This is a genomic window from Streptomyces sp. NPDC059564, from assembly GCF_042735575.1.
Lineage (GTDB): Bacteria > Actinomycetota > Actinomycetes > Streptomycetales > Streptomycetaceae > Streptomyces.
In genome coordinates this window covers 1-13,046 of record NZ_JBHWBP010000214.1, presented here as the reverse complement: position 1 = coordinate 13,046, position 13,046 = coordinate 1, and the positions used below count along the sequence as shown (strand labels likewise).

The following is a 13,046-nucleotide window of genomic DNA, read 5'->3' as shown; positions in this document are numbered from 1 at the left end:
ACGCGGTGCAGTGCCGCGTCGAGCAGGGCCGGGTGCAGCCCGTACTTCGCGGCGTCGGCGTCGGCGGCGTCCGGGGGCAGGGCCACCTCGGCGAAGACCTCGTCGCCGAGGCGCCAGGCGGCGGTGAGGCCCTGGAAGGCGGGGCCGTAGGCGAAGGAGCGGGCGGCGAGCTCGGGGTAGAAGTCGCCGAGGTCGACGGCGGTCGCGCCGGCGGGCGGCCAGGCGGCCCGGTCCTCGCCGGGGGGCCGTGCGTCGGGGGCCGACGTCAGCACGCCGGTGCCGTGGCAGGTCCAGCTGTCCTCGGGGGCCGCACTGTCGGGGCGCGAGTGGATGGCGAAATTCCGGTTGCCCGGTCCGTCGGCCGGGCCGACCGCGACCTGGACGACGACGCCGCCCCGCTCGGGCAGGATCAGCGGTGCCTGGAGGGTGAGTTCGGCCAGGGTGTCGCAGCCGACGTGGTCGCCCGCGCGGACCGCGAGTTCCACGAAGGCCGTGCCGGGCAGGATGACGGCGCCCAGCACGACGTGGTCGGAGAGCCAGGGGTGGGTGTGCGTGGCCAGCCGGCCGGTCAGCAGCAGGCCGTCGGAGTCGGCGAGGCTGACGACGGCGCCCAGCAGCGGGTGGTCGGACGAGGCCAGGCCGAGGCCCGCGGCGTCCGCCGCGGTGTGCGGGGCGTCGAGCCAGTACCGCTCGTGCTGGAAGGCGTACGTGGGCAGGGGGATCCGGCGGGCGCCGGTACCGGCGAAGACGGCCGTCCAGTCGAGGGCGACGCCGTGGGCGTGGGCCTCGGCGGCGGAGCGCAGGAAGCGGCCGGTGCCTCCCTCGCCGCGGCGCAGCGTACCGAGGGTGACGGCGTTGCCGCCCAGGTCGTCGAGGGTCTCCTGGACGCCGATGGTCAGCACCGGGTGCGCGCTGACCTCGATGAGGGCGTTGTGGCCGTCCCGTACGAGGGCACGGGTGGCCTCTTCGAACCGCACGGTCCGGCGCAGGCTGAGGTACCAGTACTCGGCGTCGAGTCGGTCGGTGTCCACGACCGTGCCGGTGACCGTGGAGTAGAACGGCACGTCGCTGGCCTGCGGGGTGACGTCGGCCAGCGCGTCGAGGACGCGCTCGCGGACCGCCTCGACGTGCGCGGAGTGGGAGGCGTAGTCCACGGCGATCAGCCGGGCCCGGACGTCTTCGGCGTGCAGGGCGTCGCGCAGTGCGGTGAGCGCGTCGGTGTCGCCCGAGACGACGGTCGACGTCGGGCTGTTCACGGCGGCGACGGACAGCCGCTCGCCCCAGCGCTCCATCCTCGGGGTGAGCCGCTCCAGCGGCAGGGCGACCGACAGCATGCCGCCCCGTCCGGAGAGTGCGATCAGCGCCTGGCTGCGCAGCGCCACCACCTTCGCGGCGTCCGCGAGGGAGAGCGCGCCGACGACGCAGGCGGCGGCTATCTCGCCCTGGCTGTGGCCCGCGACCGCAGAGGGGCGGACGCCGTGGGCGCGCCACAGCTCGGCGAGCGAGACCATGACGGCGAACAGGACGGGCTGGACGACGTCGACCCGGTCGAAACCGGGGGCCCCGGGCGCACCCCGCAGGACCTCCGTCAGCGACCAGTCGACGTGGGGTGCGAGGGCCTCCTCGCACTGCCGGATGCGTTCGCGGAACACCGGTGCGGTGTCGAGGAGTTCGACGGCCATGCCCGCCCACTGGGAGCCCTGGCCGGGGAACACGAAGGCGACCTGGCGGGTGTCGTCGGCGGTGCCGCGCACGAGGCCGGTGCCGGCGGTGTCGGGTTCCCCGTCCGCCAGGGCGTCCAGGGCCCGGTCGAGTCCGGCCCGGTCCGGCGCGAGGAGGACGGCGCGGTGGGGGAAGGCGGTACGGGTGGTGGCGAGCGAGTACGCGATGTCGAGCGCGCCGGGGCCGGTGGCGGGCTGTCCGGCGGCCAGGTGCGAGCGGAGCCGGGCGGCCTGGGCCGCGAGGGCGGCGGCGTTCTTGCCGGAGAGGGTCCACGGGATGAGCGCAAGCCCGCTGCCCGCCGGGTTCGCGGCGTGGGCCGGGCCGGAGGGGTGTCCGGCCACGGGGGGCGCTTCGGAGGGCACTTCGGCCGCGGAGGCCGCTTCGGAGGGCACTTCGGCCGCGGGGGTCGCGTCGCCCGCCGCGTCGGCGCTGTGGGTCGCGCCGGCAGGTGCTTCGGCCGCGGCGGCCGCGTTCGAGGGCGCTGCGGGCGCGGCTTCGGTGTCCGGCCGTTCCGCTGGGGCGAGGTGCTGTTCGACGACGATGTGCGCGTTGGTTCCGCTGACGCCGAAGGCGGAGACGGCGCCGCGCCGGGGCCTGCCGGTGTCGGGCCAGGCGGCGTTCGCGGTGACCAGCGAGACGGCCCCGGCCGACCAGTCGACGTGCGGGGTCGGCTCCTCGGCGTGCAGGGTCTTCGGCAGCACGCCGTGGCGCAGCGCCTGCACCATCTTGATGATCCCGGCGACGCCGGCCGCGGCCTGGGTGTGCCCGAGGTTGGACTTGACGGAGCCGAGCCACAGCGGCCGGTCCTCCGGCCGGTCCTGGCCGTACGTCGCCAGCAGCGCCTGGGCTTCGATCGGGTCGCCGAGGGTGGTGCCGGTGCCGTGGGCCTCGACGATGTCCACGTCGGACGGGGACAGCAGGGCGTTGGCGAGGGCCTGGTGGATGACGCGCTGCTGCGCGGGGCCGTTGGGCGCGGTGAGGCCGTTGCTCGCGCCGTCCTGGTTGACGGCGGAGCCCCGGACGACGGCCAGCACCGGGTGGCCCAGCCGGACCGCGTCGGAGAGCCGCTCGACGAGCAGCATGCCGACGCCCTCGGACCAGCCGGTGCCCTCGGCCGACGCGGAGAACGCGCGGCAGCGGCCGTCGGGCGACAGTCCGCGCTGGCGGCTGAACTCGACGAACGTCGTCGGCCCGGCCATCACGGTCACGCCGCCCGCGAGCGCCAGGTCGCACTCGCCCTGGCGCAGGGCCTGGACGGCGAGGTGCAGCGCGACGAGGGAGGAGGAGCAGGCCGTGTCGATGGTCACGGCCGGGCCTTCCAGCCCCAGGGTGTAGGCGATGCGGCCGGACACGACGCTGCCGGTGTTGCCGGTGCTGACGTATCCCTCGATGCCTTCGGGCATCGCCGGGAGACGGGAGACGTAGTCGTGGTACATGACTCCGGCGAACACGCCGGTGCGGCTGCCGCGCAGGGACAGCGGGTCCATTTCGGCCCGTTCCACCGCTTCCCAGGAGGCCTCCAGGATGAGCCGCTGCTGGGGGTCCATGGCGAGGGCTTCGCGGGGGCCGATCCCGAAGAACGCGGGGTCGAACTCGGCCGCCTCGTAGAGGAATCCGCCTGCCTTCGCGTAGCTCGTTCCCGGGTGGTCGGGGTCCGGGTCGTAGAGCGCGTCGAGGTCCCAGCCCCGGTCGGTGGGGAAGCCCGATATCGCGTCGCCGCCCGAGGCGATCAGGTCCCACAGGTCCTCCGGGGACCGGACGCCGCCGGGGAAGCGGCAGCTCATGCCCACGATCGCGATCGGTTCGCGGTTCTTGCCCTCGGCCTCGCGCAGTCGCTGGCGCGCGTGACGCAGATCGACGGTGGCACGCTTGAGGTAGTCGCGGAGTTTGTTCACATCTGTCGTCATCTGGATTCTGTTCCTCAACGCGAAGGGATGTCGTGCTGGTCGATCAGTTGGTGCCGAGCTCGCCGTCGAGCAGGTCGAAGAGTTCTTCGTCGGAGGCCTCTTCGACCTCGATCGCGGCGTCGTCCCCGGGCTCGTGGCCGGTGTCGTGGCCGGCTTCGCGCCACTTCGCGAGCAGGACCTCCAGCCGCAGGGTGACCGTGGCGCGCGTTCCCTTGTCGTACGGGGACTGCGCGAGCGCGGCTTCCAGGCGGTCGATCTCGGTGAGCGGCGACGGGGCCGCCTCCGCCCCGCCGCTCCCGGTGGCCGGCAGCGCGGCGGAGAGGTGCTCGGTGAGGGCGGCCGGGGTGGGGTGGTCGAACAGCAGGCTGGCCGGGAGGCGCAGCCCGGTGAGCGCGCCGAGGTGGTTGCGCAGCTCGACGGCGGTCAGCGAGTCGAAGCCGAGGTCACGGAACGCCTGCGTGGCGCCGATCGCCTCGGAGGAGGTGTGCCCGAGTACGGCGGCGACCTGGGTCCGGACGACGCCGAGCAGGATCCGCCGGCGCTTCTCCTCCGACGCCCCCGCCAGCTGACCGGCGAGTGCGGCCGTCCCGGGGCCGACGGCCTTCGCCGGACGGGCGGGGGCCCGCACCAGGCCGCGCAGCAGGGCGGGGAGGGGCTCGGTCCCGGCGCGGTGGCGGAGGGCGGGGAGGTTCAGCCGTACGGGCAGGAACACGGCAGCGTCCGGGCCGGTACCGGTCGCCCCGGTCGCGGTCGCCGTGTCGAAGAGCGCGAGGCCCTCCTCCGGGGACAGCGGCGACACCCCGGCCCGGGCCATCCGGGCGAGGGCTCCCGCCCCGGCCTCGCCGAGCATCCCATGCATGCCCCCGGCGTCCGCCCAGGGGCCCCAGGCCAGGGAGACGGCCGGGAGTCCGGCGGCCCGGCGCGACTGCGCGAGGGCGTCCAGGCAGGCGTTGGCGGCGGCGTAGTTGGCCTGGCCCGCGTTGCCGAACGTACCGGCGAGCGAGGAGAACAGGATGAAGGCCGCGAGATCCAGGTCCCGGGTCAGCTCGTGCAGATGGAGGGCCGCGTCGGCCTTGGGCCCCAGGACGCCGTCCAGCCGCTGCGCGGTCAGCGAGCCCACGAGCGCGTCGTCGAGCACACCGGCGGCATGCACCACGGCGGTCAGCGGATGCGCGGCCGGGATGCCGTCCAGTACGGCGGCGAGCGCGGTACGGTCCGCCGCGTCGCACGCCAGCGTGGCCACTTCGGCGCCCAGCGCCGCCAGTTCGGCGGCGAAGGCGGAGGAGCCGTCGGCGTCGGGTCCCCGGCGGCTGGTCAGCACCAGGTGCCGTACGCCGTGCGCCGACACCAGGTGCCGTGCCACGAGCCGGCCGAGCGCACCCGTCGCACCCGTCACCAGGACGGTGCCCGCCGGGTCCAGCCCCGGCGACGGCGGCGACCCGGGAGTCCCGCTGCCCGCCGCGCGTGCCAGCCGCGGCACGAACGCCCGGCCGTCCCGGAGCGCGGACTGCGGCTCCCCGCCGGCGAGTACGGCCGTCAGCCCGTCCGGCTCCGCGGAGTCCGCGTCGACCAGGACGAGGCGATCGGGATGCTCGGCCTGGACGGACCTGACCAGACCCCACACGGCTGCCTGCGCCGGGTCCAGCCGCGCCGCGTCCTCGACGCCCACGGCGACGGCGTTCCGGGTCACGATGACGAGCCGCCGCGCATCCGTCGCCTCGGCGTCGGGCGCCGCCAGCCACTCCTGTACGAGGGCCAGGGCGCGGCGGGCCACGGAGCGTACGGCCGCCGCCGAGCCGGCGGGGTGAGGCGCGGCATCCTGGCCGAGCAGCACGATGCGGTCGTCGGTCGGAGGCGCGTCCGGGTCCTGCGTCCGAGGCGGGGCCAGCGCAGTCCAGTCGACCCGGAACAGCGAGTCCTGGGACCTCCCGGCCCGCGCGGCGGCGAGCTGCTCGGGGGAGATCGGCCGCAGGACGAGCGCGTCGACGGACGTCAGGGTCCGGCCGGTGGCGTCAGCGGCCAGCAGCGAGACGGTGTCCGGACCGGCGGGGGCCAGCCGGATCCGCAGGGCCGCCGTTCCGGCCGAGGGCACGGCGTGCACCGTGACCCCGCTCCACGAGAACGGAACCCGCGCCTGCCCGTCGGCATCGTGGCCGAGCGGTCCGGTGCCGAGGGCGACGGTGTGCAGCGCCGCGTCCAGCAGCGCCGGGTGCGTCCCGAAGCCGGACACGTCGGTCCCCGGGGGCAGTTCCACGTCGGCGAAGAGGGCATCGCCGCGAGTCCACGCGGCGCGCACGCCCCGGAACAGCGGGCCGTAGTCGAGACCCAGGCCGGCCATCCGCTCGTACAGGGAGTCCAGCACCTCACCGGAGACGGGGACCGCCTCCGACGGGGGCCAGTCGGCCAGTCGGGCCGTCTTCGTGTCCGTCGCCCCGGCGGACGAAGCCGTTCCGACCGCGTGCTTCGTCCACGGCTCGTCGGACGGGGCGCCCTGGGTTCGGGAGTGGATCTCCAGCGGGCGGCGGCCGTTGACGTCGGGTGCCGCGACGCGTACCTGTACCTGGACGGCGGCGTCCTCCGGCACGACGAGCGGGGCCCCGAGCGTCAGCTCGTCCAGCCGGTCGCACCCGACGGCCTCGTCGAGAGCCGCGTGCAGTGCCAGGTCGACCAGGGCGGTGCCGGGGAGCAGGACGGCACCCATCACCACGTGGTCGGCGAGCCAGGGATGGGTCGCGAGCGACAGCCGCCCGGTCAGTACGAGCCCCTCCCCGTCGGCGAGCGGAACCGCGGCTCCGAGCAGGGCGTGGCCCGCCTCGGCGAGCCCGGCGGCGGCGACGTTTCCGGGTGCGGGGGCGGCTTCGAGCCAGTAGCGGGTGCGCTGGAAGGCGTAGGTGGGGAGATCGACGCGCTGGGCGCCGCGTCCGGCGAAGACGGCGGTCCAGTCGACGGACGTGCCGTGGACGTGGAGTTGGGCCAGGGCGGTGCTGACGGCCAGGTCCTCCGCGCGGTCCGTGCGCAGGAGAGGAACCGTGACCGCGTGCTCGTCCAGGGAGTCCTGGGCCATGGCGGTCAACACCCCGCCCGGGCCGATCTCCACGAAGGTGGTCACACCCGCGTCGGCGAGGGAGGCGACGGCATCCGCGAAACGGACGGGCTCGCGGACGTGGCGCACCCAGTAGTCGACGGAGCAGAGCCCCTCCCCCGACACCGGAAGACCAGTGAGGGTGGAGACGATGGGCACGCGCGGGGCGCCGAAGGTGACCGTTTCCACGACCTTGCGGAAGTCGTCCAGCATCGGGGCCATCAACGGCGAGTGGAACGCGTGCGAGACGGTCAGCGCCTTCGTCTTGCGGCCATCGGCCGACAGCCGGTCGACCACCGCTGCTACGGCGTCCTCGGCGCCCGAAACCACCACGGCCGAGGGCCCGTTGACGGCGGCGATACCCGCCCGGTGTTCGTGTCCGGCCAGCAGCTCCCGTACCTCGTCCTCCGAGGCCTGCACCGCCACCATGACACCGCCGGCCGGGAGCCCCTGCATCAGCCGGCCACGCGCCGCCACCAGCCGCGCCGCGTCCTCCAGCGAGAACACCCCCGCCACATGGGCCGCCGCGAACTCACCCACCGAATGCCCCGCCACCAGATCCGGCCGCACACCCCACGACTCCACCAGCCGGAACAACGCCACCTCGACCGCGAACAACGCCGGCTGGGCATAAGCGGTCCGGTTCAACAGCTCCGCGTCATCACCGAACACCACATCGCACAAAGGCCGTTCGAAATGCGCGTCCAACACCCCGCACACCCCGTCGAAAGCCTCCGCGAACACCGGGAAGGCCGCGTACAGTTCACGCCCCATCCCCAGCCGCTGACTCCCCTGCCCCGAGAACAGGAACGCCACGGTCTGCCGGGGCATGACGACCCCCGTCACCACACCGGCGCCCGCGTCTTCGTCCCGCGCGAGCAGCTCCAGCCCCCGGCGCAGCTCCTCGCGGTCCGAGGCCACGACCGCGGCGCGGTGGTCCAGGGCGGCCCGGGTCGTCGCCGTCGACAGGCCCAGGTCGGCCGGGGACGTGTCGGGGTTGTCCTCCGTGTGGAGGAGGAGCCGGGCGGCCTGGCGGCGCAGCGCGGCCTCGTTCTTTCCGGAGAGCAGTACGGGCGTCGCGCGCGCCGGGACGTCCGCCGGCGTGCTCTCGCCGTCGTCCGGCCCGGACTCCGACCGCGGGGACTCCTCGATGACGACGTGGGCGTTGGTGCCGCTGAAGCCGAACGAGGAGACCGCCGCCCGTCGGGGGCTGTCGTGTTCGGCCCAGGCGACGGGCTCGGTGAGGAGGCGTACGGGCCCGGCCGACCAGTCGACGTGCGGGGTCGGCGCGTCCACGTGCAGGGTCTTGGGCAGGACGCCGTGCCGCATCGCCTCGACCATCTTGATGATCCCGCCCACCCCGGCCGCCGCCTGGGTGTGCCCGATGTTCGACTTGAGCGAGCCCAGCCACAGCGGCCGGTCGTCGGGACGCCCCTGCCCGTACGTGGCCAGCAGCGCCTGCGCCTCGATCGGGTCGCCCAGCGTCGTGCCCGTGCCGTGCGCCTCCACCGCGTCCACGTCGGCGGTCGACAGCCCGGCGTCCACGAGCGCCTGGCGGATCACCCGCTGCTGCGAAGGACCGTTCGGGGCGGTGAGGCCGTTCGACGCGCCGTCCTGGTTCACCGCGCTGCCCCGGACCACCGCGAGCACCTGGTGCCCGTTGCGCCGGGCGTCGGACAGCCGCTCCACCAGCAGCATGCCCAGCCCCTCGCCCCAGCCCGTGCCGTCGGCGGCGGCCGCGAAGGGCTTGCAGCGGCCGTCGGCGGCCAGCCCGCGCTGCCGGCTGAAGTCGACGAAGGACGCCGGGGTGAGCATCGCGGTCACCCCGCCGGCCAGCGCCAGGTCGCACTCGCCCCGGCGGAGCGCCTGTACGGCGAGGTGCAGGGCGACGAGCGAGGACGAGCACGCCGTGTCGACGGTCACCGCCGGTCCTTCCAGACCGAAGGTGTACGAGACCCGCCCGGATACGACGCTGGCCGCGCTGCCCGTGCCGATGTAGCCGTCGACGTCCTCCACGGCCTGCTGGAGCACGGACGTGTGGTCGTGGTACATGACGCCCGTGAACACGCCGGTGCGGCTGCCCTTGAGGGTCGTGGGGTCGATTCCGGCCCGCTCGAACGTCTCCCAGCAGGATTCCAGCAGCATGCGCTGCTGGGGGTCCATGGTGAGGGCCTCGCGGGGCGATATCTCGAAGAGGCCGGCGTCGAAGAGGTCGATTCCGTCGAGGAATCCGCCTTCCCGGACGTGGCTGGTGCCACGGGTGTCCGGGTCGGGGTCGTAGAGGGCATCGAGGTCCCAGCCGCGGTCGGCGGGGAATTCCGTGATGGCGTCCCCGCCGTCCGTCAGGAACTGCCAGAGGCCCTCGGGTGACGTGATGCCGCCGGGGAAACGGCAGCTCATCGCGACGATGGCGATCGGCTCGTGCTGTGCCGCGTCGATGTCCCGCAGTCGCTCGCGGGCCTCGTGGAGATCCGCCGATACCCGCTTGAGGAAGTAGCGCAGCTTTTCCTCGTTGTTGTTCGCCTGGAGGTCAGTCACCTGAAGTCACCTTTTTTGCATTGAGCCGGTGGGGGCCGGAAGTCGGCAGATGGGCTGTGCGGGGCGATGCGCCGCCAACTCCGTGGTTCAGGAGATCCCGAATTCCTTGCCGATGAAGTCGAACATTTCGTCGTCCGTGGCGGCCTGGAGTCCGTCCGCCGTGTCCTGCGCCGTGTGCTGCGCCGTTTCCCCTTCACCCGTGCCGGCGGTCGTGGCCCACTGGTCGAGCAGTTCGCGCAGGCGCGAGGTGATGGCGTCGCGGTCTTCCGCGTCGGCCGCCGCCGTGAGCCGGAGCGCCGTCTCGATCCGGTCGAGTTCGGCGAGCATCCCGGTGACGCCCGGGCCGGACGGGGCCGCTTCGGCCTTGAGGTACTCGACCAGTTCGGCCGGGGTCGGGTAGTCGAAGACGAGCGTGGGGGGCAGCCGCAGTCCGGTGTCCCTGCCCAGCCGGTTGCGGAGTTCGACGGCGGTCAGTGAGTCGAACCCGAGGTCGCGGAGGGCCTGACCGGGCCGGACGGCCCGGGGCGACGCGAGGTCGAGGACCGCGGCGACGTGCTCGCACACCAGGTCGAGCAGCAGTTTGCGCTGTTCGGTCTCGGTGAGACCGGTCAGGCGTGCCGACAGGTCCTCGGACCCGGCGGGTCCCGTCCCCGTACCGGTCGCGGCCGTGCTCGGGGCCGTCCGCCGGGCCGGAACCCGGACGAGCGAGGTGAGCAGGGCGGGCAGGGTGCCGGACGCGGCCTGACCGCGGAGTGCCGCCTGGTTCAGCCGTACCGGAACCACCGCGCTCTGGGGGTGGGCCGTCGCCGCGTCGAAGAGGCCGAGGGCCTCGTCGGTGGCCAGCGGCAGCACCCCGCTACGGGCCATGCGACCGCGGTCCGCGTCGCTGAGCGCGCCGGTGATCCCGCTGCTTTCCGCCCACAGCCCCCAGGCCAGCGATACGGCCGGCAGGCCCGCCGCGCGGCGTTGCTGGGCGAGGGCGTCCAGGAAGGAGTTGGCGGCGGCGTAGTTGCCCTGGCCCGCCGCGCCGAAGACGCCGGCGGCGGAGGAGAAGAGGACGAACGCGGACAGTTCCATGTCGCGGGTGAGTTCGTCCAGGTGCAGGGCCGCGTCGACCTTGGGCCGGAACACCCGGTCGACCTTCTCGGCGGTGAGGCCGGTGACGATGCCGTCGTCGGTCACCCCCGCCACGTGCACCACCCCGGTCAGGGGGTGCTCGGCGGGTATGGCCGCCAGCAGCCGCGACAACGCCTCACGATCGGCCACGTCGCAGGCGGCGACGGTGACCCTGGCTCCCCGGGCGGCGAGTTCCGCCTCCAGGTCGGCCATGCCCGGCGCCCGGCCACCGGACCGGCTGACCAGCAGCAGGTTCCGTACGCCGTGCTCGGTGACCAGGTGCCGCGCGAGGTGGCGCCCCAGCAGGCCGGAGGCGCCGGTGACCAGGACCGTGCCGACTGCCGTGAACGCGGGGCGCGCGTCGCCGAGGGGGGCCGGGTGCTCGGCCCGCGCCAGCCGTGGCACGAGTACCGATCCACCGCGTACGGCGAACTGTTCCTCGCCCGAGGCCAGCAGTCCGGGCAGCGCCCGCACGGAGGCCGCGTCGCGGTCCAGGTCGACCAGGACGAACCGGCCGGGGTTCTCCGACTGCGCCGACCGCACGAGGCCCCAGATCGCGGCCTGCGCCGGGTCGACCGCCTTGTCGCGGTCCTTGGCGACGACGGCGTTGGCGGTCAGGACGACCAGCCGGGTCCCGGCGTGCCGCGCGTCGGCGAGCCAGCGCTGGAGCAGGTCCAGGGCCCGGTACGCGGTCTCGTGGGCGTGGGCCACCGGGTGGTCGCCGGCCGGGTGTACGTCGACGGCCGCGAGCACGACCCCCGTCAGCGCCGTCCCGCCGTCGAGGCCGGAGCGGTACGAGATGTCCAGGCCGGAGTCCTCCAGGGCGGCGCGCAGACCGTCGTCGCCGCCGATGAGGGTCCACTGCCCGCCCGGTTCGCTCACGGGGTCCTCCGAGGTGCGGGGAAGGGTGGTCCAGTCGACGCGGTAGAGGGAGTCGTGCTGCCCGTGACCGCGGCCCGCCTGGGCGAGTTGCTCCGCCGATACGGGGCGCAGCACCAGGGAGTCGACGGAGGCCACGGGCCGGCCCGCCTCGTCGGTCGCCAGCAGGGCCACCGCGTCGGCGCCGGCCGGGGTGAGCCTGACCCGCAGGGCCGTGGCGCCGGTGGCGTGTACGGTCACGCCGCTCCAGGCGAAGGGGATCCGTCCCCGTCCGGCGTCGGGCAGCAGCCCGGCGAGGCCGATCGCGTGGAGCGCGGCGTCGAGCAGCGCCGGGTGGACCCCGAAGCCCCCGACTTCCGTCCCGTCGGGCAGCCGTACGTCGGCGAACACCTCGTCGCCGCGCCGCCACAGGCCGTGCAGGCCCTGGAACACCGGTCCGTAGCCGAAGCCGAGGCCGGCCAGCCGCTCGTACGCTCCGCCGGTCTCCAGGCGGTCGGCCTGAGGCGCGGGCCAGTCGAGGAGGTCGCGCTGCGGCTCACGCTGGGACTGCGGCCGCGCGTCGACGGACACGACACCGGTCGCGTGGCAGGTCCACGGCTCGACGGCGTCGGCGCTCTCGGGACGGGAGTAGACGTTGACCGTGCGGTGCCCGGTCGCGTCCGGTCCGCCGACGACGGCCTGGAGCCGTACGGCCCCCTGCTCGCGCAGGACCAGCGGGGCGCCCAGGGTCAGTTCGTCCACGCGGTCGCAGCCCACCTCGTCGGCGGCGCGCAGCGCGAGATCGACCAGAGCGGTGCCGGGAAGCAGGATCGTGTCCATGACCGTGTGGTCGGCGAGCCATGGGTGCGTGGCCAGCGACAGCCGGCCGGTGAGCAGGGCCCCCTCGCCGTCGGCGAGGGTGACGGCGGCGCCCAGCAGGGAGTGCTCGGCGGCCACGAGCCCCGCGGACGCCACGTCACCGGCGGGGGAACCCGGTGCGAGCCAGTAGCGGCGACGGTGGAAGGCGTAGGTGGGCAGGTCGACGTGGTGGGCGCCGTGTCCGGGGAAGACGGCGGTCCAGTCGACGGGCGTGCCGTGGACGTGGAGCCCGGCGAGGGCGGTGGTGACGGCCAGGTCCTCGGCACGGTCCGTGCGCAGGAGGGGGACCGTGACGGCGTGCTGGTCCAGGGAGTCCTGGGCCATGGCGGTCAGGACACCGCCCGGGCCGATCTCCAGGAAGGTGGTCACCCCCTCGTCGGCGAGGGAGGTGACGGCGTCGGCAAAGCGCACGGGCTCGCGGACGTGGCGCACCCAGTAGTCGACGGAGCAGAACTCCTGGGCCGGCACGGGACGACCGGTGAGGGTCGACACGACGGGGAGCTTGGGCGCCCCGAAGGCGACTCCTTCGACGGTCTCCCGGAAGTCGTCCAGCATCGGGTCCATCAACGGCGAGTGGAACGCGTGCGAGACGGACAGCGCCTTCGTCTTGCGGCCATCGGCCGACAGCCGGTCGACCACCGCTGCTACGGCGTCCTCGGAGCCCGAAACCACCACGGCCGAGGGCCCGTTGACGGCGGCGATACCCGCGCGGTGTTCATGTCCGGCCAGCAGTTCCCGTACCTCGTCCTCCGAGGCCTGCACCGCCACCATGACACCCCCGGCCGGGAGCGCCTGCATCAGCCGGCCGCGCGCCGCCACCAGCCGCGCCGCGTCTTCGAGGGAGAACACACCCGCCACATGCGCCGCCGCGAACTCACCCACCGAATGCCCCGCCACCAGATCCGGCCGCACACCCCACGACTCCACCAGCCGGAACAACTCAC

The 13,046-nt window shown here is 74.5% G+C and carries 2 protein-coding genes and 1 pseudogene; all 3 read right to left on the bottom strand.

From position 1 onward, the window contains the following. A partial coding sequence (locus ACFV0Q_RS28180; protein ID WP_385009167.1) for a type I polyketide synthase occupies positions 1–3,629 on the bottom strand: 3,629 nt, incomplete at its 3' end. Between the two features lie 43 nt (positions 3,630–3,672). Next, positions 3,673–9,207, bottom strand: a pseudogene (locus ACFV0Q_RS28175) (SDR family NAD(P)-dependent oxidoreductase); the annotation flags it as partial. Between the two features lie 129 nt (positions 9,208–9,336). Further along, positions 9,337–13,046, bottom strand: a 3,710-nt coding sequence (locus ACFV0Q_RS28170; RefSeq protein ID WP_385009166.1) for an SDR family NAD(P)-dependent oxidoreductase, incomplete at its 5' end; no start/stop codon positions are given.